The following is a 21,803-nucleotide window of genomic DNA, read 5'->3' as shown; positions in this document are numbered from 1 at the left end:
CTATTTACTGTCAGTTGAATAAAGTGTCAGCCCTGATTGAATAGGGAATAGTACGCCATTAACTTGCTCTTCTTTGGCTGAAATCTTTTCCCCATCCTTAGAGAACACGCGCTCAGAAATCATGTATTGGCGTTGGTGGCGGCTCATCAGAACATGTAGTTTGTTGTCTCTGGTTGCTTGCCATACACCAGTTTCAACCAATTGAGGTTCGTCAGTATTGTAATCGTAAGTCGTTATTGCTGAGTGATCAGCATTTAATGTTAATCCAATGGTTAATCCTGAAGCACCAACTGGACTGGTGCCTTGATAAGTATTCACCCAATTAAGCGTCGTATCTTGGGCGGCTAATGTGGCGCAGCCTTGGTACTTTTTATCATTAATAGTGACTTCAGAGTTCCATCCATAGATAGACTCAACCATGGTATCTTTGCAGATCCCTTTAGTCATAGTAAGGGAGAAATCACGACTTTGATATACTCGTTTATTGATATCAAATTGTTGTTCTGTGATGGTTTGTGCCTGTTTTTGTTTCCCAATTTCAGAGAAAATCAATTCACCATTGACCACTTGTAAATTCCAAAATGGTTCAGAGCCAAAAGCCTTGGTTGGCTGAATACTTCGCTGGCAAGATACGCCTTCACCGGCGACTAGAGTGTTAATTTGAGAGACGACAAAACGAGCAGGATAATCATTGGCAAAGCCACCTTTTGGTGGTGCTTCAAAGTGGCCAATAAGCTCACCATACATAGGTTGATAAGGGGAGGATTGGATATCATTCCCTGACTGCCATTGTTTTGGAGATAGGTTTATCCAGTATTGCTGATCACTGCCGCAAGGTTGAATGCTTTGAGATTCATGGCCAATAATTACAGTGCCACGCAACATAAACGTATGAGGCGTTTTTATCTCGCTTAAGTGGTTTTTTTGAGATGCGTTTTTTGATGAATTAGTCGCATTGTGTTGACTGCATCCTGATAAAAACAACAAGGCGCCTAGCGCGAGTAATGATGTTCTCATTTACTTCCCTTATATATGATTAGCCTAAATACCAGTATGCCATAGGACAGTAAAAATGCGTGAGAATTCACCTTTATCAGAGCTATTGAAATAAAATTAGCGTAAAATACCGCCGTCAATTTAAATGAGTAAAGAGAGCTATAAGAATATGAGTTGGAACCTTTCGCCTTCAGACGTATTTAGTGCATCACCAGTTGTCCCTGTAATGGTTATTGAGCAATTGGAAGATGCAGTACCAATGGCTCAAGCCCTAGCTGCGGGTGGTATTAATGTTTTTGAAATTACATTGCGAACAGCCGTTGCTCTAGAAGCGATCACTGCGATCCGCAAAGCAATGCCGACGGCATTAGTTGGTGCAGGTACCGTCATTAGCACTCAGCAGTATGATCAAGCGGTAGAAGCGGGAGCTCAATTTATTATTTCACCTGGATTTACACCCAGCTTATTAGCACACGCTAAAACTGCGGATGTTCCATTAATTCCAGGAGTAGCTACGCCATCAGAAGTGATCCGTGCAATTGAGTTAGGTTACGCTCATCTAAAATTCTTCCCAGCAAGTGCGTTTGGTGGCCCATCAGTATTAAAAGCAATGGCAGCACCGCTACCACAAGTTCAGTTCTGCCCGACAGGTGGCATTAACCCACAAAACGTAAATGACTACACGGCATTAGATTGTGTGGCGACAGTTGGTGGTTCTTGGATGCTACCGAAAGACGCAATTGCAGCAAAAGATTGGGATAAAGTGACGAGACTTGCAAAAGAAGCGGTCGAGTTGATTAAGTAAAAAAGAATAGAATAGAAAGAATACGCTCCACTTCTATAAGAGTAAAAGAATATTGTTTTTACTCTTACAGAAGTGGAGCGTTTTTATTTTAGATTTTTACTTTCTGTACCCAAGAATCAATGGCTCGGTTCAGAGTATTAAATAAAAGGGCAAATTCCTCTCTAGGTTGTTGAATAGGATCGGCAACTTCCCCTTGACCTATCCAGTACCCTATTAACATGGTCTTGCTTCTTGCTTGAGGGGATAATTGAGCCACTTCATCGATCTGTTCATGTGCCATCACTAATATTAAATCAAATTCAGCACAAAGCTCAGGGGTAAGTTGACGTGCCCTGTGTTGTGAAATATCGATACCATGTTCATGGCAGACTTGCTGTGAGAATGGGTGAGCATGAGCATCATGTAATGTATTTTTAGTTACTGAAATGCCTGCGGATTCGACGGTATGGGTTGGTAGTTGAGCTTGTAATAACGCTTCAGCAATAGGTGATCGGCAAATATTACCAGTACATACAATAAGAATACGCTTAAACATGAGGGCCCTCACTTTGTAAATGAAGAGGCTCGTTTGATTGACTGTCTAATCTACCTATAGCAGGCAGTACTGCTGTTGCGTTGGCTAGGAATAATATTAAGATAAATGTCATCGCGTTTGCCATCGGTTGAAGATTAAAATCCACGCTAATATGAATCAACATTCCTATCACTGACATAATGCAACCCAATGCAATTCCCTTCATCGTTCTACTATGTCGAGTTCTTATCACAGTTAATGCACGCCAAAAAGAATACAGGATAATTGAACCAAGAAGCAGTGTGGCAGGAATGCCTGCTTCGACCATAAATTGAATATAGTCGTTATGGGCATAATCATAAAATCCAATATCGTCTTGTGAATACATTGGGAAAACAGTGTAAAAGCTGCCCATTCCCGTGCCAGTCCAAGGAAAGTCTCGAATGATATCAAGTGACCAAATGACCACTTGGTCGCGAGATTCTGCACCTAATGAGGTATCGACTAATCGCTGTTTTACCTTTTCAAGACCAAACCAAGCTCCAACAATAATGGTATCAATGGCAATAACACTACCAACTAATGCGGTTAATGCTCGTGGTTTGTTCTTGTAGAAAAGCAACGCGATTATCCCACCAATGGTCGTTGCGGCAAAAAAGGCCGTATTTCCCATACGAGATCGAGTCATGACCAATGCGATAACCATAATGATAAGACATAAGCGGATGTACATTTTTCGGCTGAGGACGCCCTCTAGAAGTCGCTTTATAAATACAAACCGTGAGTTTGATGGGCTGGTGTGTAGATGAGTCACAATTAAACCAATTCCCATGCAGAGGGTCATCATAAGGTAGTTAGCTAAATGATTTTTATATACAAATGAACCTGTTGCTATCCCTTTTTCTGAAAAACCGAAAACTGGGCTCTCTGTGATATTGAGCAGTACCATCATAGCAGCGTAAAAGGCTTGTATTGTTCCACTGATCACAATGATTAACACCACTTGCTTAATACGCTTACTGGAATTAATTAAAAATATGGCATTGAAGATCAGTAGAGTATAAGTCAGACCTTTTAAAAAGGACGTTAATGTCATGCGCGAATCAAGGGAAATGAATCCTTCTGGTGCACCAACAAGCTGGTATATCTCAGCACTTTTACTAGATAAAAAAGAGAGCGGCCCCCAAGAAAGAGGAAGGGTTTGGAAAAGCACCCAAAGCTGAAATAGAGCTAGGCCACATAGTAGGTATTTATAGTGTTTTATTAGCGTGAAGGGTAACTGGCCACGATAGGCGATGATAAGGCTTATAGATTGTAGAGCGATCCATATTTCAGCAATTGCCCAAGCCCAATCTCTATTGCTGCCAAGTGGGATGGGCAACCAAATGATGAGGATGAGTAATGAGTAAAATGAATATTTTTCTAGGGTAGTCATGCTGTAGCTCAGTAAAATAGAACAATAAAAAACCCAACAGATGCTGGGTTTTCATGAGATAACGTTAAAAACAGTAGGGTATTAAGCATTTATAACGATAAGTTTAGCTTGGTGATACCACACCACTACCGCCACCACCTTGGCCGCCGACTGAAGGAGCTGATGGAGGTGAAACTGGAGAAATTGGTGTTACTGGTGTATTCGTTGGAATACCCGCAGCAGATGCCTCCGCGACTTGTGTTGGGTCTATACCAGCGAGTAGAGCTGCGGAAGTGATGTCTTCGTTACTTACTCCAGCATCACGAGCAATTTGTGCAATTTCTAATACTTTATCGGGTGCTGCGAGCATTGCTGTTTCAATGGCTTTTTGAGAATCAATACCGTCTTGCTTAAGTAATATCGATAAAAACTCTGGGGCAAACTCGGGATAAGCTTGTAGGATATTTTTATATATTAGTTCGCTTGGATTATTACTTAGTTGCGATTCAATCATGTCGCGTTGCTCTTGATTTTCAATAGCAAAGGTTAGTGATGAGAAAGCAATAGAAAGTATGCTCAATATAGTTACGGAAGTTTTCATAATATTCCTTTTTTAATGAGTACTATTTCAGTGAGTAAAAAGGGGGTTAAATATACAGACAATGTTAAAACGATAAGCTTGAACATTTAATTAGAGTAATGCTTTTCTCTTTGAGTTATGCCACAGCACAGCATTGGTAAAATAGGTTCCTAGCAAGACACCAAAGACGTTCACTTGCATATCAAGCCAAGAAAACTGTCGTGATGGAATAAAAAATTGAATCGATTCATCCAGTATGACTAGCAGAAGCACAAAAACAGTTGTCGGGGGTAAGGCTAGACAGAGGTTTTGTTTAGTGGCTAAGCGGCAACAAATCCCTAAAAGTAAAGAGGCGAATAAGTGCAGATAAATGGCCCCATGAATAGCGATTTCCACAGTACGTATCTCATTCCCTAATATACCTGATGATTTAAAAATAGAAGCGCTACCAAACAGAAGCACCGAAGCGATCAGTATGGTGAAAGGCATTTTAGCTATTTTACCCACAGGCCTGTACCTTTAATTTATTGAATGCGAGTAGGTTGCAGATACGCTGCTTACCTTTAGAGTGAGTGATCATTTGATTAAGAGAAGACCGATGACTCCAGCTACGAGTTATGGCAATAAGTTGTTTAGAAACGTCAAGTCGCTGCGAAACATGACTGTTTTCCCAGTATGTAAACGTTTGATCAATAGCAAGCAAACGACTTGATGGAGAATAAGGACCAAATAGCATAGCGAGTTGCTGATATTGACTGGCTTGCTGTTGGTCTTTTGATAACTTAGACAGTTCAACGTAAGTGTTCGGCCATGTTGGTCTAACGTGAGTGCTTGTGTTCAATAATGCGATCCAATGATTAGGTGTAGACTCTTCTTGACTAAGATAGGCAACCCATTGGTTGAATAATACAAAACTATTTAATAAATGGGCTGATGTTGTTAGCGAATTAGGATCTGGTTCACCTAATTTTGTGTCATTCGAACGTACAGCTGGGTTTGAATTACTAGAAAAGTAATCCAACCTCGACTCAATTGCATTTGTTATCAGTGCATTCTGTAAAGACAGGTAGCCAGAACACAGTAAAAACAAAGCAAAGAAGAGCGACAGTATACTGAGTAAATTTATTTTCATTTTTAGAGCCAGTTTTACTTAACTAGGGAAATACAAGGTTGCGAAAGCATTATTTAGGAATTCAAAACAATATAGATTACTTCATTTCCTATGTAATGTGCGGTGCGCTATATACATCAATAAAAAAGTGTTGAGTTTGGTCTGCCATACCAAACTCAACACAAGCAGTTTATTTTAATGTACTTGAGCGATAAGAGTTATTTAAAAGCCAACTCGGTTTTTCAACTAAAGGCACTTTACCGTCTTGTGAAATATTAGTTTGGTGATATGAGTGTTGGTTCCAAATACGCGTAGCTCCTTTCCATGGTTTGCCTGCTGATTCAAAGGCGCGAACACCTTTATGGCTACTCCAGTTTGATGAGTAATCATTCGCGACAAAAATCAATTCAGCATTATTATCTCCTTCAAGATCGACAACAATAGGGTACTCCCAAAGCGTTCCTGTAGAGTTAGCTGTCTCAAATAATGTCTTACCGGTTAGGGAATCCAAAATGGCTACTTTATTATGATCTTGATAAATGACTTCATCACGACCGTCACCATTGAAATCGAAAGCAGAAACCCCAATTTTACCACTACCAGAATCATCAATCTCGATATCCCATACCAGATCCCCATTAGCATTCAGCATGACTAACTTTTCATAGCCAGAATAAGCAATGCCGGGTTTACCCGCTTGAAGGAAGGCCCCAACAGTTTGAGCACCACCACCATGAGCTGAGATGTTTCGTTTTTCCCATTTTACGCTACCATCGTGTTCCAATACGGCGATGGAATGCGAAGTGGAAAATAAGCCAGGAATGGAAACAACGATTTCTGGTTGAGGATCTTGGTCGAGATTAGCAATTGAAGAGAACCATGCGGTATCATGCCCCTCGTATGACCAAATGGTATTACCTGATGCGTCATAAAGAGTACCACCAGCAAGATAGTTGTTAATGCCATCTCCGTCTGCATCAAATACAGAGTAGTCAGGCTTAAATCCATTAAGAGTGTAAAGCAAGCCGGAAGAGTAGTTATAAACTGAGGTACCCGTTAGGATCTCAGCAACGCCATCGCCATCGAGATCGGCAATGCTAATACCTCCAGTTGATTTATCGTTTCTAGAGATAACTTTTTTAATCTCGCCTTCATTTGTGATGATGCGTATTTCGTTCGTTGCTTGATCTGATACAACTATATCAATTAAGCCATCATTATCTAAGTCGGCCAATGCGGGTGTATGGCGAGGGTCGGAGTAGACTGCGCCATTCTTATAATCCCATAATTCCGTACCATCGATACCGCTAAGAGCTCTTACTATACCAGGCTTGGTGTATTGGCTTCCTTCAAAGGTCACTACAATAACATCAGCAACATCTGAATTATCAATAACGCCATCGTTATTATCATCATTTAACTGTGCCACGAGTGGTGTGGCCATTATTTGATTTGCTTTAGGCATAAAATCACCACCTTGCCAGTGCCATTTTAACTTGGCATCAATCGGGGTAGGTTCTTTGCCAGGAAATTGCCCATTGTATGGGTGGTAGTCTAAGTACATAGAACCCTCCCAACTATTGGCTATGATCCCTACATTAGAAGAGCCTGAAGGTGCTGTTATATCGGCTTTAGGAGCAAGTACTAAGCCTTCGATTGCTACACCAGTAAGTTGTAATGATGTCGATTCATAAAGGTTAAAAATGGTTTGTTGGCGATGAGGAATAAAATCCGATAAATTAAGGTTACTTAAAGGCTTAAAGCTCGATTTATTACCACTAATATTCACAATAACAGTCGCGTTATCAGGAATACAATTTAGCTCGAATGTATGAGCTTTTTCTAGCTCATAGCCATTAACGTTAAATACTTGGACATCACTGCTACAATCACCATGTAAATATATACCTCCCCATTTCGAAGTAATGGTTCCTGTATTATCCTGTTGGCTTAATTTTAATGAGTAATCGATGCTTTTTTGTTGTAATGCATTAAAGTCAATAGGTAAAACTGAGGCTCCCTTGACCGTCGCATTATCAGCTAAACCTAAGTAAATATTTTCAGAGACGTTAGCAATGTCGCCATGTACCACAATACTTCCTTTATACACTCGACCGTCTTTGTAAGATAAGTCTCCACCTACAATTAACGAGTACTCTTTAGCTGGGAATACTACATCATCATACATAATGCTGTAGCCATTTAAACTGGCATCATGGCCAACGGCTAAAGGTCCCATGCTTGCTGAATGTGGAGAGGTGAAATCATTGAAAATTAAAGCACTGTATTCTGTGGTTATGGCGGAGGCATTGGCACTGAATAATACTAGGCTTGCACTAAGTAGTTTTTTCATTTTCAATCCTTTAAATAAAAAAATGGTTAATTTAAGCGGTTTATGATGGAACTGACGAAATAGAAATTACGTTTTTTTACCGTTTATTTTTGCTTTGAATAATAACCAAGCAAATGTAGAGTTTGTTACTAAGTAGCGTTTCCACATGCGGCGAGGCTCTTGAATAACACGATATAACCATTCTAAGCCTGCATTTTGCATCCACTTTGGCGCGCGGTTTACTTTGCCGGCAACCACATCAAAGGTTCCACCAACGCCCATTACAAAATCCACACCTAGCTTGTCTTGCCATTTATTAATGAAGTTTTCTTTCTTTGGTGAAGTGATGGCAACAAACAGCAATTTAGCTCCAGACTCGCGTATTTTGTTCACTACGGCTTCTTCATCATCCCAAAAGTAACCATCATTAAAGCCTGCGACATTAAGATCTGAATATAACGATTTCACTTTTGTGGAGGTAGCTGTAACTACATCATCAGTTGCGCCTAATAGGAAAACCGGAAAGTCTCGTTTCGCACTCATTTTCAGTAACTCATGAAAGAGATCTACTCCTGCAACTCGCTCAGGAATATCGTGGCCTAAAAAACGAGCGCCAAAGACAACTCCCATGCCGTCAATATTAATTACATCACAGGCTTTTACCGATTCAGCAAGTACTGGGTCTTTTTGCATGTTGACAATTTTGGCTACATTAACCACAACATGTTGTAAAAATTCACCATCTGCGATTCTGTTTTCAATATGAGACACAGTCTCTTCCATTGTGGCTATATCCATTGGGGTGCCAAGAAATTCAATGCGTTTCATGCGAGTGTCCATAATTGTTTAAGAATGAAAACGAATAATAAACCCAGGCTTGGGTCCATCTTATATAGTTAATATTATTGCTAAAGCGATGATGTTTTTGATAGGAGAAATATTTTTTCTCCGGGAGGTATAATGTATCAATCGAGCGGCTAACCACTTTTTTAGTAAAAGCGAGGTCTTCTTCTGTCTTACCGACTTTAATTAACGTGAAAATAGCTTGAGAAACACAATGCATATCAAGAGGGTATCTATTGGTGTTGTAATATTTAGCTGTACCATCGGCTTCAAATAAGTGCGTTTTATAATATTGAAGCCCTCTAATAATCGCATCATCAAAGCTGTTAATTTGTAATGCGTCACTTAACATCTGTAGGGCTTCTAGGTTATATCCGGTATGAAACCCATCAATAAATTGATGGTGATGACGAGCCCCATACACCCAAGAACCATCTGCTTGCTGCTCTTTTACTGACTGGGCTGCAACGGTTAATGCCAATTCTTTATAGTCGTTGTTGTTGGTCAGACTTGCCACTTTTGCAACCCAAGCGGCTCCCCATAGACTAGCGTTATGGACAAAAGCCTCTTCACCTGGGATATACGCAAAATATTGTCTGCCCTCTAATTCTTTATATAGTGTTTTTACGATGAAGTGAGCACTGTCTAAAGCTGGATGGAGATACTTATCTTCTTTTGTTATTTCACTTAACGCATATAAAGCTTGAGATACGTAAATGGTGGTGATGATGTTTGGCTTGCCTTTAGGGACAAAGAAGGCACGCGCATTCCAATCAAAATGGTAACCCCAACAAGCGTGTTTCCACTCTGCAGCATCACTTTGTCGTGTGAGTAACCAGTCACCTAATTCAATGGCTTGATTTAAGTACACTTTATCATTCGTGCGTTGATAATCCTCAAGCAAACCCATTAAAAAAAGAGCCACACCTTTAGGATTACGTTTTTTAGGGACACCAAGAAAAGGTCTAAAATTAACAATAGAACGTTTATTAAATTGAATCCAAGCTAAACCAAATACACCTTTTTTTAATCGAGGGAAGTAATTGAAAAAATTACTATTTAAGCTATCAAAAGGGTCATAACCGGCGAAATTATTTTGCTTTGCTGATTCAATAGTGCCTTGTGAAATTGTTTGAACCTGATTATAAAAATCCATTATTTACTCATTAGCTCCGTGTAAATTTTATCTAATTCAGGAAAAACGGCTTGTTTGCTGAAGTTCTTTATAAATTTATTTTTTGCGGTGGTAGAAAAGGTAGTATTCAAGTCACGATTACTGATCATCAATTCTAAGTGTTCGGCCAGTTTTTCAACATCGCCCGCTTCAATTAATAAGCCATCGACACCATCTTTAATCGCATCGGGAATGCCGCCAGCAGTTGAAGCAACAATAGGAATATTCGCAGACATGGCTTCAAGCACTCCCATAGGGAACCCTTCATTGTAACTTGGCAAACAATAGACATCGGCTTTACTTAACCATAAATTTTTTTGTTTACCAGCAACCCATCCTAAGAAATCGACATTATTTGAAATACCAAGCCTTTCAACGTGTTGTTTGAAAGTTTCTATATCACCATCCCCACCAAGGGTTAAGCGAGCGTGAGGATAGTTTTTTACAACAATAGCAAAGGCATTAATGAGATCTTTTACCCCTTTTCTTTCACCCAAGCGGCCTAAGAAAAGAATGCGTCCTTGCTCAACGTTATTACGGTTTAGCGCAAGAGTCTCAACTGCATTATAAACCACATGAACTTTAGTAAGATCGCTCACTATCGTTGTCATCCATGAATACCATTGTGTTGATAAAACAATGACAGCATCAGCAAGGTTGAACGTATTGCGGATGTGTTGTTGTTTATCTGGCGAGCATTCATTGTTGTAAAACTCTTGAAATTCAGCGCCATGAAGGTGAAGTATAACCTTAGCGTTAAATAACTTTGCAAGACGAATGATTAATGATTTTCTTTTATAGCTTCCACGTGATGCGATGTGAATGTGAATTACGCCAACGTGATAAAAAGTGAGAAACCAAACGAGTTTTATGAGAGCAAAGATAAATAGAAAGATTTTATTTAAACCAAAAAGGCGGGATGCGTTGGTGTGTGTAGTGACATGACGCATATTCCATTGTTGGAAAAAACCATTATTGAGTACATTTAGTACAGTAGCGATACCTCCCATTTCATGCATTCCAGTTGCAACGGTAATATTAATCCTTTTTTTCATTACGCATCCTTTACTCGGCAAATAGCCTGACGAGTTTTTCCATTTTTTGTTTTTTGTATTTGTTCGACAATAGTGACAAAGACATCCATAGATTGACCTAATCTTTCTTTGGTATTTGCGATCAATATATGTTCTTGTTGTTCATCAAATAAATCCCTATTAACAACCGCTTGTACTTCAATACTTTTTGGTTCATTTTGAATGAATTGCGTAGCAATAAGGCCGGTTACGCCTTTTGGTATGTGGTTTAATATATGAACTTTTTGCCCATCTTCTCCAAGTAAATAATCACCAATACGGCCTTCTATGCGATCAATTACAGGGAATACACGCCCGCAAGGGCACGCCGTTTCATTAGAAAGATAAACATGATCTCCCGTGCGATAGCGAATGAGAGGTTGAAGACTGTTATTAAAGTTGGTACCGATTATTTCGTGTCGTCCATCACCTATATCAATAAGTTCAACATGTGAGTAATCACTTAAAATATGATAGCGACCATGCTCACAACTGCCTATTGCTGCTACTCGTTCAAATAACCCATACCAATCAAAAACAATACAACCAAAACGTTTTTCAATGAGTTGTTTGTCTTCTTGGCTAAGTGATTCTGAGGAGGTAACAATAGATTTTAAATTACCAGAATAATACTGATCATGAATATCGAGGTGTTTGGCAAGAGTTACAATAGAGGATGGGTAGGCTTGTATTATTTGCGTACCGTAATTTACCATCGCATCGATATAGCCTTGTAAGTTATTTGGTGACATATGAAAAGAAGAGAGCATTATCATATTTTCAAACCAAGAATAACGCCAAAAAGGCCCCTCTTTTTGGCTTAGAGGTACAATCATGTCACCACGGATCCAGGCGCGTTTATCGCCAGATTTAAAGCCAGCCCACTCAAGATGACGAGCCACAAAGGCTTGTTCACGAACGACGGATGTCATGTTTTGTTTAATAACTAATGGCGTTCCCGTTGTCCCACTCGTTGCCCCGGAGACGATAACACCACGATGATTGTCAGCTAAGAAATTATCTCCATTTTCTCTAATATCAGCTTTACTTATTATTGGGAAGTCAGCGATTTTATGAACTGGCGATACCATTGCATGCTTGTAAAATGGGACGTGTTTTGTTGCTTGTGTCAATGTATGAGTTAATTGAGTATCAACAAACGATCCCATTGCAGATACATCAAATTCATTCTTTTGAATGTCACTTAAAAGAGTGGATTGATTTTTTCCTTCTCTTAATATCTTTCTGATTAATGCTCTACAAGATAATAAGCCATTTTGGATAGGGACAGGTGATTTTTGATATATCCTATTAGTATACATTTCAGTCCTTATTTGTAGTCATATATGGCGCTATATCATCAAGGTAACTTTCATTCTTTAAAATGTCATATTCTAAATCGTGAATGCTTCCAATGATTTTGGCAGGTATCCCACCAACAATGGATCCACTTGGAACACTTTTAGTTACAACTGAGTTAGGTGCAATAATAACCTTATTCCCTATTTCAACAGGGCCAACAATTACTGATCCTGGACCTAGAAAAACATCATCACCTATATTAGGTACTCTTTTATAAGGGCCTTTTCCAACGATTTTACAGCCAATACCGATTCGGCATCGTTGACCTAGTTTTGCATTATCAATAATAACAACACCGACCCCTTTTACGACCAAAAAGGAACCTTTTCCAATGTCAGCTGTTGGAGGTACTTTGGAGTTGTATAGTAAAAAAATTAATAGTTGAATGAGTTTTGGTAGAAAAGGAATTTTCTTTAAGTGAAGCCATCGAGCTATGCGATAGAAAAAAATTGCGTTCGGCATAAGTACCTCTTTAAATATAACGAAATAAATGGGACATTTAAATTTTAATTCTTTCGCGTAACCTAAAACAAAGGTACAAGGCAGAAAACATAAAAAGTAATGCTGGTGTTTTTGTTGAAAGAGAGTTGTTTGATATAGAAACAATTAAAAAAGTTAAGACTGCGAAAGATGCAAAACCACGAGCTTTTACGGCAAGAGATAACAACATTATCACCAACATTGAAAGTAAGGGTAGCATTCCAATTAGACCAAACTTATATATCCATGCAATAATAAAGTTTTCGATTACAGAGATCCCTAAGTATAATTCAATAGCACTTTGTAAATTATTCGATGCTCCCCAAAGCCACTCACTAGGTGAGAGTTGGTCTAATAAATAAAATACCGTAAATCTTGCTGAGGCACTTCCATCAATATGCAGTTTACTCATTATCCTTTCTGTTATACCGCTTTCTATAAGTACAATACCAACAGCAATACTTGCAAAGTAAAATAGACAGAGCATAGCGGCAAATCGCTGTTTACTTATTTCAATACCATGAGTGAAAAAGCGAAACATATAAGGAATGCAAGCAATGGCTGAAAATAGCAATAAAATCCCTATTGCAGCGCGTCCACCAAAGGCAAACATAGCCAATAAAATGATGGAAAGATAAATAATATTAGGGATACGAGTTTTATTAAAGACTAATAATGTTAGGCCTGCGGTAATAAATGCATTATTTAACGGGTGGGTTAATAATGCCGTTGATCGAAAGTAAGAAAACGATGAAAATTCAACATCAACAAGACGAGAGCTAGTTATAAACTCAAGTACAGCAAGGATAGAATTAAATAACAAAAGCCCTGCAACTAGTGAGAGTAATCGTTGGCATTCTTCCGAATTCAGTCGAGAGAGTAACAGTAAAAATAACAACGGGGTAAGGAAGGTATCAATAATATAAGCCATACCTGACGTGCCATAACGGAATAAGCCGTAGATAATGACAAAACTCACCATGATGACAGAGAATAGCCAAGGTTTTGCTAATGTATCTAGGTGAAGCAGCTGTTCTTTCACCCCTTCTTTTAAGGTAAATAACCCAATTGTTAGCAGTATAATGTAGGAATAAATATGTATTTTAAATAAAGGCGTCCCTCCTTCAGATACGTACTGTATTCCCATGCCTTCAAGCATATAGCCGCCTAAAAAGAAGGCGAGTATGATAACTGCTGAGCAAATAAAATAAGGTCTAAGCATTTACTTTCCTTATTTTATTTTTAACCACTTTTCTTGAACCCATCAAATTCATTGCTAATGAGGATAGTGCAAACATAGGGATACCCACTGCGATTGAAATAGCGATTTGTAAAATATCAGATATTGCCCAAAGAGGTGTTTGTCGGATGAAGTACAGAGAAAGAGCCATCCCTCCTGATGCAACTAAAATTTTTATCAGTTCACTATTTATCAAATATTTATGACCTGCTTTTTTTGCGAATATAAAAGACATTACTAAAGCAATTACGTTACATATAAGTGATGTATAGGCTGCACCATATAAGCCTAAAATAGGTAGCAAGACAAAGAGCATGGTGACATTCAAAGAGAGTGAGGCACCTAATATAAAAGGTAATATATTGGTGCGAGAGGCAAACTGTAAACCATGATCGATATAATGCATTCGTAAGTTAAAAATAAAAGCTGAGGTGGCTAATATCCAAAAAAGAGGTATTCCTGCTGAAAGGTATGATTCCCCTAAAAATAATCGAATTAAAGGTTCAGCAATAAAACACAGTCCAATCAGCGCGGGAAGAGAGATGGCTAACATCATCACTTGATAGCGTTGGTGTGCATTGAAAAGTTGATCTTTATTATCCGCTTTACGCGCAAGGTCAGGGTAGAGAGGAAGCGCGACAACCATGAATACCAACGCCATCAAGCCCAATAGCATATTTGATAGGGCAGAGTAAATTCCTGCATCGGTATACCCTAATTGGTCTGCAATAAAAAAACGGTCAATGCGCGATCCCGCAACCCCAATTAAGCCCGATGCCATTAGAGGTAACCCATAACTAACCAAGGTAGATATGGCGGGTTTTGCTTGGTTGAATGAAACTCTAGATGGTAAAAACCATACTAGAGGAAGTGATACAAAATAGCTTAGCGTCAAGCCAAATGCGGCACTATCTACTGATGGAGAGTATTCAAGTAATAGCCAAGTGAACATCATTGAAAGGATAGATTGTAAGGCTGTAGCTCTTCGGTATTGAGATACTTGGTCATTGAGTCTGGCCATTTCTTGGAAAAAAATGAAAAAAGACTTAATCACCAATAACCCAACTAGCGAGGATAAATTCAGCCAAGAGACCCCTTCAAAAAAAGCAAATAAAGCCAGAGTGAAAAGAATACTGATGGGAAGAAATAATCCAACAATACCTGAAAAAACAACACTAGCGTAAAGGGGTTTATCTGTTTTATCCGCCCCTGGATAATGTCGAATTAATGCGGTATTTAGCCATTGGGAATAAACCGTTCTTGTGATTTCTACCAGTACCAAATATACAGATAAAACACCGTAAGCCTCAACGCCTAGATAACGGGTTTGCAAAGCAATTAAGACAAAAACACTCAGTGCTGATGCGATTTGTACCGGAGCATAATGAAGTAAGGTTTTAAGCATTTAATAGCGTCTTATAAATATGGAAATATTGCTTATTCACCGCATTGACGGAAAATTCATTTTTTAAGGCGTCACAATCTATTTTTGGAAGGCGGTCGATAAAAGATAGGACCTGAGTAAGTGATGCGTCTTCTTGGGTTGGATCTATGATACAAGTGCCGATAGAGGTAAATAAATCGGGGCGTTCTGCGATAATGCCAACAGAGCTGGAGATTAAAGGCAGGCCACTGGCTAGCATTTCAAGGGGAGCAAGCCCAAAGGTTTCCTCTGAAGACAGAAAAATACCTACATTAGATTGGGCATATAACGAGATGATTTCATCTGTATTTTTACTTCCTGTAAATGTGATGTATTGTTCTGCCTTTTCTTTTTTTACAAGGTGTTCTAATTCTTCACCATATTGATTATCTACAACTGGGCCAATGATCGTTAATTCAATATTAAGCCCTTGTTGATGCATACGAGAGGCTAGTTTAATAATGGCATCAATGCGTTTTTTTCGGCTGAGCAATGCACAGGTCACTAACTTGATTTTTGAGGTATTAAGACGGTGATTATTCGTAAAGTATGCAGGGTTTAATGGATTACCAATAATAGATACTGAGGTCTTCACGTTTTTTTGTAGTTCAGATTTAAGCAGATCTCCAACACAAGTGTATTGATCAACATAAAAGTCACACAACCAAGGAAGGAACTTTGCATAAACGAGGTCATTTAAAAAAGAGACAGGTTTACGTCCTATATTTTTATAACTATGTAGTGTGGCAACTCTTTTTACCCCTCGAATACCAAGCAACCAAGGTGCTAAATGGGTATGTACGATATCAGGCTTAAAAGTGCTTATTTCTTTATTTATACGGATAAGGTTATTTAAAAGGCTAGGTACTTTTATTCCTTTTATTTCACCTTGAATAGGGACGTGTAAAATATCGATATAAGGGGATAAAGAAGTAATGGGAGCACTTATGTCGGTCTTCGATTTTGGATTAAAAGCCAATATACGAATTTGATACTCGTTATATTCAGTGCCTACTAAATCTTTTAATAAAATTTGGCAGACTGAATCAACACCACCGGTTGTACTTGAGCCAAACTCTAAAGTGGACAGTGGTACGATCAAAAGTATTTTTTTCATAATAGTATCTTTGGATGGTGATGTTTTTATATGGTGAAGGGTGAATGTTATGTGAAGGTGTATTTTAGCTTTTTAGCATTAAATACACCTTGGAGTCATATATTTATAGCAATTAAATATTTAAATAATGCCGCGAGTATCAATGACAACTTTTGTCGCAAATTGAATTTTATCTGCTGCTTTAAATTGTTTATGATCGACAAGTACCACAATGATGTTGGCTTTTTCTAGTGCGGTTTCAAGCGTAACCTGCTCAACACCTGCATGCACTAAACCTTCAGGCAGGGAATGAACATTCGGCTCGACAGCAAAGAGCTGACCAATGTTTTTGCCCGCTAATTCCTCGACGATTTGCAGTGCAGGGCTTTCACGTAAATCATCAATATCTGCTTTAAATGCCAAGCCTAAACAAGCAATCACAGGGCGCTTAAACTCGTCTGCTGCTTTTTCGATTTGATCAATCACATAGTGAGGTTTTGCATCATTCGTTAAGCGAGCTTGACGAATTATCTTCGCATCATCTGGGCAACTGTCTACGATGAACCAAGGGTCAACGGCGATACAGTGGCCACCTACACCTGGACCTGGGTTTAGAATATTAACTCTAGGGTGACGGTTTGCTAGTTTGATTAGCTCCCACACGTTAATTTTTAATTTGTCACTGATAACAGAAAGCTCATTGGCGAAAGCGATGTTCACATCACGGAATGAGTTTTCTGTTAATTTTGCCATTTCTGCAGTACGAGCATTGGTGATAATGCACTCGCCACGAACAAAGGTTTGGTATAACTCAACCGCACTCTCGCTACAGGCTTTTGACATGCCTCCAATAACACGGTCATTAGCGATAAGTTCTTGTAAGACATACCCAGGAAGAACACGTTCCGGACAGTGTGCAACCTTGATGTCTGCGCTGTCTCCTGCATCTTGTGGAAAACTTAAATCTGGACGTGATTCTTTTAACCATGCAGATAATTTTTCTGTTGCGCCAACTGGAGAGGTAGACTCAAGAATAATTAAGTTGCCTTTTTCCAATACAGGTGCAATTGCTTTTGCTGCGGCTTCAATGTATTTCAGATCTGGGGCATTACCTTCTTTAAATGGGGTAGGTACCGCAATCATGAAGGCTTCTGCAGGTTCCGGGGTGGTCGTTGCACGTAAATTTCCAGTGGTAACAACACCACGAACGACAATATCTAAATCCGGCTCTACAATGTGAATGTTACCTTGGTTAATAGTATCAACTGCGTGTTGGTTCACATCAACACCGATGACTTCAATACCACGAGAGGCGATGACTGCTGCTGTTGGTAGCCCAATATAGCCCAGACCAATGACGGAGATTTTTTTAAATGACATGGTTGTTCCTTAACAATGTAATGTCGTTACGATATTTATAATTCTAAGTTTGAAAAGTGTTGTTTAATGCTGTCAATGATACGGTCACACGCTTGACCGTCGCCATATGGGTTATGTGCTCGACTCATTTTTTCATAGTCAGTTTGGTTAGTAAGCAAGTTTTCTACGGCATCGATAATGGCTTGTTTATTTGTTCCGACGAGTTTTACTGTGCCAGCTTCAACCGCTTCGGGGCGTTCTGTTGTATCACGCATTACTAATACAGGTTTGCCTAGAGATGGCGCTTCTTCTTGAATACCACCTGAATCAGTCAGGATAATGTGCGCTTGGTTCATTAAGTAGACAAATGGTAAATAGTCTTGTGGTTCAATAAGATGAACGTTATCGACCCCTTTAAGGATGCGGTTGACAGGTTCTCGTACATTTGGGTTCAGGTGCACAGGATAAAGAACTTGGGTATCTGGGTGCTTCTGCGCAATTTCAACAAGGGCTTCACAAATACGCTCGAAGCCGCCACCAAAGCTTTCACGACGATGTCCTGTTACAAGAATAAGTTTTTTCGCTGGGTCTAACTCTGAAAAATGAGCCGCTAACGTTGCATTGAGATCTTGATCTTGTTCCAGTTTTTTTCTTATGAGAAAGAGTGCATCAATAACGGTATTTCCTGTGGTCGAAATACTGTTGTTATCTATACCTTCGTTCAATAAGTTTTGTTGTGAAGTACTTGTCGGGGCAAAGTGGAGTGTCGCTATCGCACCAGTGAGTTTTCGGTTGCCTTCTTCTGGCCACGGAGAATAAATATTTCCCGTGCGTAGGCCTGCTTCAACATGACCGACAGCAATTTGCTGATAGTAAGCGGCTAAACTGGTTGAAAGTGTGGTCGCAGTATCACCGTGAACAAGTACAATGTTAGGTTGAAACTCTTCTAATACGGGTTTAAGTCCCATGAGGATATTTGATGTTACGTCATATAAAGATTGACCAGGTTTCATGATGTTTAGATCAAAATCAGGTGTAATATCAAATAAGTTAAGTACTTGGTCGAGCATTTCACGGTGTTGTGCAGTAACACATACCTTACTTTCTATGCCTTGAGCTTCACTCAGTTTATGTACCAGTGGCGCCATTTTAATTGCTTCTGGACGAGTACCAAAAACAGAAAGCACTCTAATTTGTGTCTTCATGGTTATTCCTTAACCTTTATTAGCATGAGCGTATTGTGAATATTCAGAATAGGTATGTGTGCCTTTCTTGGGTGGCAGAACTCGGTTTAGCACTACGCCATCAATCGTAATTTGATGCTTTGTAAATAGTGTCATTGTATGTTTATAAACCGATTTACTGGTGCTGTTCACTTTGACGACAAGTAAAATTCCTTGAGTTAATTTACCCACAATAAATGCATCTTTTACCGGTAAGATAGGTGGGGTATCTAAAATAATGCGGTCGTATTTATTTGTTAAATCAACAATTAATTGTTCAAAAGCGGCACTGCTGAGTAACTCTTGTGGATTTGGGGTAAACATCCCAGCGCTTAACACATCTAAATTAGAGTTATTGACGGGCGTAATGCACTCTTCTAGCGGGGTATTCATTAATAAAATATTGCTTAAACCTGGGTGACTATGTGGCAATCCAAAGCGCTCTCCAACAGATGGTTTTCGTAAATCACAATCAATAATCAATACTTTTTCTAGTTGAGAGAAAGAGTGGGCAAGGCTTATTGCTGTAGTTGTTTTCCCTTCCCCTGGAACGGATGATGAAATCGCCAATAGTTTCCTTTCTGATTTTGGAAGAATTAAATATAACGAAGTTCGTATTGAATCGATAGATTCTTGAAACAGCGTAAATTTATTATTATTGAATACGTTTGCATCAATCGGAGATTTTTTGTATTTCTTATCTTTAATTACTGGAATTGTTCCCGTTGGTAATAAACCTAGTTTATTTTCAAAATCACGCGCTGAGGTTATTGTGTTATTAAATGCATCGAGACAAATTACTAGTACAACAGCAAAACTGGCACTGGCAATAAATGCAAGTACGACAATCAGTTTACGATTTGGTTTACTAGGAAACTCAGGCACTAAAGCATAATCACTGAAGCGAGCATTAGCAGCACTAAAATCACTGGTTGCTGAGGTTTCTTTTTGGCGAGTTAAAAATAAATCGTACAGTTTTGCGTTACTGTTTACTTCACGTTTGAGCGCATCATATTCACTTTTTACAACGCTTAAGGCTTGGAATTCTCCTTTTTTACTTAATAACTCATTCTTAAGTACGCGTTCTTGTTCTTTGGCGCTAGCAAGCTCTTTTTTGATGCCACTAACCAGTTTCGCGGTTAACACTTTTATACGGCTTTGAATTGATTGTAATTGTGCATTCGCTTGGATCATTTTGTCGTGCTTAGGACCATAGCGCTTAGATAACTCACTTACTTCTTTTTCTGCATTCGATTCAGCAAGCCTAATATCACGTATTTGAGGGTGGTTAGATATTAAAGAGTTTGCACCAATTGATGAGCTACCTTTGTTGTTATTTAGAGCATTATATAGAGCTTGTGCTTCGATTCGTTTATCCGTTGCTTCTGCAATACGAGTGGTTAAGCTAGATAGCTCCGAACTGGTTAGTGCTTCGATCCCACTATTATCAATTAATTTCTGTTGCTGTAAAAATTGCAGCAGAGTTTGTTCTGAATTATTTAGATTTTGTTTTAGTTCACTGAGTCTTTGATTTATCCATCCCGTTGCTTGTTCTGTTGCAACTAGTTTTGACTCTAAATTATTTTCTATAAAAGCAAGACCTACTGCATTTGCTATTTTTGCTGCTAATTTAGGATCTTGAGATTCAAAAGAAATGTTAACGAGTTGGGTTTTTCTGATCGGCGAAATGGTCAAACGAGATTTAAATGTTTTTAGTACAATACGATTAATGGCTTCTTGTTTATCCAAAAAATCAATATCATTACTGGTATCCTCGGAAAAATGCGCTTCTATCAATGGGTGGGACAGTAACTCATTTATTATATTATCAATAAATCCAGGTTCAGTAACGGTAAGGCTTGGGTTGAACTCTTCGACTTGGTTTAGTTCTAATTTTTCAATAACACGCTGTGCGACTTGGTTGGATTTTAAAATTTCAAATTGAGTGAGATAATATTCTTTTGCGCTAGTATCAATACCAACAACTTCTTCAATTGAGATAGCCCTTTGCTGAGAGGATTCAATTAAAAGTGTGGCGGTGGCACGGTACATTGGGGTAATAGATAATGCGATTAACGCCGCAATAACCGTACATAATAAGGAAAATAGAGAAATAGAAACCCAACGCTTTTTTATAAGATGGAAATAATATCCAAAATCAATCAATTGCTCTTGTTGTAATGAATCATTTTTAAGGCTAGCCAACATTATTCAGTCCGTTGTTAAATTGCAGAGAGTGGGGTATTAAAAAAAGCTTTGTTCGATAACAATAATGTCACCCGGAGATACGGAAGAAGAGAGCTTAACTTTATTTTTAAGATCATCTTTTCCTGCTTGTGCTATATACACATTTTTACGAGCTGCTCGATCAGTAAAGCCTCCCGCAAGTGCAATCGCTTTATCTACAGTTAGGCCTGGTTGGTATTCATAACCGCCTGGTTTTTTTACTTCACCATTCACATAGATACTTCTGAACCCAATAATACTGATACGAACTTTAGGGGAGATCAGGTAGTCACCTTTTAATCCATTAATTATTTCGTTCTGTAGTTGTTCGGTGGTTTTATTCAATGGTTTCAATTGGCCGAGGTATGGGTATTCAAATGTTCCACTATTGTCGATGTATAACTCATCAATAGAGAGGTTTTCTTCGCCATAAACTGATATTTGGATTTTATCACCAGCCCCAATCGTGTAATTATTATTTATGGCGATAGATTTAAATGAAATGGTCATAAGAAACATGAGCCATAAACTGATTGTAGAAATACGTGCCAT

At 38.8% G+C, this 21,803-nt stretch carries 20 protein-coding genes; 1 reads left to right on the top strand and 19 read right to left on the bottom strand.

Annotated elements, in window-relative coordinates; all coding sequences use genetic code 11:
- Positions 1 to 1,017, bottom strand: coding sequence for a COG3650 family protein (locus PVK70_RS09625; RefSeq protein ID WP_130048002.1), 1,017 nt, complete (start codon positions 1,015 to 1,017; stop codon positions 1 to 3).
- Positions 1,018 to 1,165: 148 nt separating this feature from the next.
- On the opposite strand from PVK70_RS09625, the gene PVK70_RS09620 reads away from it, so the two are divergent.
- Complete coding sequence (locus PVK70_RS09620) at positions 1,166 to 1,801, top strand: bifunctional 4-hydroxy-2-oxoglutarate aldolase/2-dehydro-3-deoxy-phosphogluconate aldolase (protein ID WP_130045157.1); 636 nt, start codon at positions 1,166 to 1,168, stop codon at positions 1,799 to 1,801.
- An 88-nt stretch (positions 1,802 to 1,889) separates the two neighbouring features.
- On the opposite strand, the gene PVK70_RS09615 is transcribed toward PVK70_RS09620, so the two are convergent.
- The 18 genes from PVK70_RS09615 to PVK70_RS09530 form a co-directional block, all read right to left on the bottom strand.
- Positions 1,890 to 2,336 (bottom strand): low molecular weight protein-tyrosine-phosphatase, encoded by a 447-nt coding sequence (locus PVK70_RS09615; protein WP_130048001.1) that lies wholly within the window; start codon positions 2,334 to 2,336, stop codon positions 1,890 to 1,892.
- Positions 2,329 to 3,750 (bottom strand): O-antigen ligase family protein, encoded by a 1,422-nt coding sequence (locus PVK70_RS09610; protein WP_130048000.1) that lies wholly within the window; start codon positions 3,748 to 3,750, stop codon positions 2,329 to 2,331. The genes PVK70_RS09615 and PVK70_RS09610 overlap by 8 nt, the downstream gene beginning before the upstream one ends.
- Before the next feature lie 103 nt (positions 3,751 to 3,853).
- Positions 3,854 to 4,330, bottom strand: coding sequence for a hypothetical protein (locus tag PVK70_RS09605; protein ID WP_130047999.1), 477 nt, complete (start codon positions 4,328 to 4,330; stop codon positions 3,854 to 3,856).
- Positions 4,331 to 4,420: 90 nt separating this feature from the next.
- On the bottom strand, positions 4,421 to 4,816 hold the full coding sequence (locus PVK70_RS09600; protein ID WP_130047998.1) for a VanZ family protein: 396 nt from the start codon (positions 4,814 to 4,816) through the stop codon (positions 4,421 to 4,423).
- Entirely contained in the window at positions 4,809 to 5,441 is a 633-nt protein-coding gene (locus PVK70_RS09595; protein WP_130047997.1) for a hypothetical protein, read from the bottom strand. The genes PVK70_RS09600 and PVK70_RS09595 overlap by 8 nt, the downstream gene beginning before the upstream one ends.
- A gap of 169 nt (positions 5,442 to 5,610) precedes the next feature.
- On the bottom strand, positions 5,611 to 7,773 hold the full coding sequence (locus PVK70_RS09590; RefSeq protein WP_130047996.1) for a choice-of-anchor A family protein: 2,163 nt from the start codon (positions 7,771 to 7,773) through the stop codon (positions 5,611 to 5,613).
- Positions 7,774 to 7,839: 66 nt separating this feature from the next.
- Complete coding sequence (locus tag PVK70_RS09585; protein ID WP_130047995.1) at positions 7,840 to 8,580, bottom strand: WecB/TagA/CpsF family glycosyltransferase; 741 nt, start codon at positions 8,578 to 8,580, stop codon at positions 7,840 to 7,842.
- Positions 8,567 to 9,751 (bottom strand): aspartate-semialdehyde dehydrogenase, encoded by a 1,185-nt coding sequence (locus PVK70_RS09580; protein ID WP_130047994.1) that lies wholly within the window; start codon positions 9,749 to 9,751, stop codon positions 8,567 to 8,569. The genes PVK70_RS09585 and PVK70_RS09580 overlap by 14 nt, the downstream gene beginning before the upstream one ends.
- Positions 9,751 to 10,824, bottom strand: a complete 1,074-nt coding sequence (locus PVK70_RS09575; protein ID WP_130047993.1) for a glycosyltransferase family 4 protein — start codon at positions 10,822 to 10,824, stop codon at positions 9,751 to 9,753. The genes PVK70_RS09580 and PVK70_RS09575 overlap by 1 nt, the downstream gene beginning before the upstream one ends.
- Complete coding sequence (locus tag PVK70_RS09570) at positions 10,824 to 12,164, bottom strand: phenylacetate--CoA ligase family protein (protein ID WP_130047992.1); 1,341 nt, start codon at positions 12,162 to 12,164, stop codon at positions 10,824 to 10,826. Before PVK70_RS09570 ends, PVK70_RS09575 begins: the two co-directional genes overlap by 1 nt.
- A gap of 1 nt (position 12,165) precedes the next feature.
- On the bottom strand, positions 12,166 to 12,666 hold the full coding sequence (locus PVK70_RS09565; RefSeq protein WP_130047991.1) for a serine O-acetyltransferase: 501 nt from the start codon (positions 12,664 to 12,666) through the stop codon (positions 12,166 to 12,168).
- A 37-nt stretch (positions 12,667 to 12,703) separates the two neighbouring features.
- Complete coding sequence (locus PVK70_RS09560) at positions 12,704 to 13,906, bottom strand: VpsF family polysaccharide biosynthesis protein (RefSeq protein WP_130047990.1); 1,203 nt, start codon at positions 13,904 to 13,906, stop codon at positions 12,704 to 12,706.
- Positions 13,899 to 15,329: an oligosaccharide flippase family protein gene (locus tag PVK70_RS09555; RefSeq protein ID WP_130047989.1), complete on the bottom strand. Its 1,431-nt coding sequence runs from the start codon at positions 15,327 to 15,329 to the stop codon at positions 13,899 to 13,901. Before PVK70_RS09555 ends, PVK70_RS09560 begins: the two co-directional genes overlap by 8 nt.
- The gene (locus tag PVK70_RS09550; protein ID WP_130047988.1) at positions 15,322 to 16,464 is read right to left on the bottom strand and encodes a VpsD family glycosyltransferase; all 1,143 of its coding nucleotides are present in this window, start codon (positions 16,462 to 16,464) and stop codon (positions 15,322 to 15,324) included. The genes PVK70_RS09555 and PVK70_RS09550 overlap by 8 nt, the downstream gene beginning before the upstream one ends.
- A gap of 120 nt (positions 16,465 to 16,584) precedes the next feature.
- On the bottom strand, positions 16,585 to 17,823 hold the full coding sequence (wecC, locus tag PVK70_RS09545) for a UDP-N-acetyl-D-mannosamine dehydrogenase (RefSeq protein ID WP_130047987.1): 1,239 nt from the start codon (positions 17,821 to 17,823) through the stop codon (positions 16,585 to 16,587).
- A 35-nt stretch (positions 17,824 to 17,858) separates the two neighbouring features.
- Positions 17,859 to 19,007: a non-hydrolyzing UDP-N-acetylglucosamine 2-epimerase gene (gene wecB, locus PVK70_RS09540; protein ID WP_130047986.1), complete on the bottom strand. Its 1,149-nt coding sequence runs from the start codon at positions 19,005 to 19,007 to the stop codon at positions 17,859 to 17,861.
- Between the two features lie 9 nt (positions 19,008 to 19,016).
- Complete coding sequence (locus PVK70_RS09535; RefSeq protein WP_130047985.1) at positions 19,017 to 21,233, bottom strand: GumC family protein; 2,217 nt, start codon at positions 21,231 to 21,233, stop codon at positions 19,017 to 19,019.
- 36 nt (positions 21,234 to 21,269) lie between these two features.
- Positions 21,270 to 21,770: a polysaccharide biosynthesis/export family protein gene (locus PVK70_RS09530; protein WP_422836532.1), complete on the bottom strand. Its 501-nt coding sequence runs from the start codon at positions 21,768 to 21,770 to the stop codon at positions 21,270 to 21,272.
- Positions 21,771 to 21,803: the final 33 nt, after the last annotated feature.

It is taken from the genome of Aliivibrio sp. A6, from assembly GCF_028765505.1.
Taxonomy (GTDB): Bacteria; Pseudomonadota; Gammaproteobacteria; order Enterobacterales; family Vibrionaceae; genus Aliivibrio; species Aliivibrio finisterrensis_A.
Note: the sequence above shows the minus strand (reverse complement) of the source record. Positions and strands in the feature narration are given on the sequence as shown.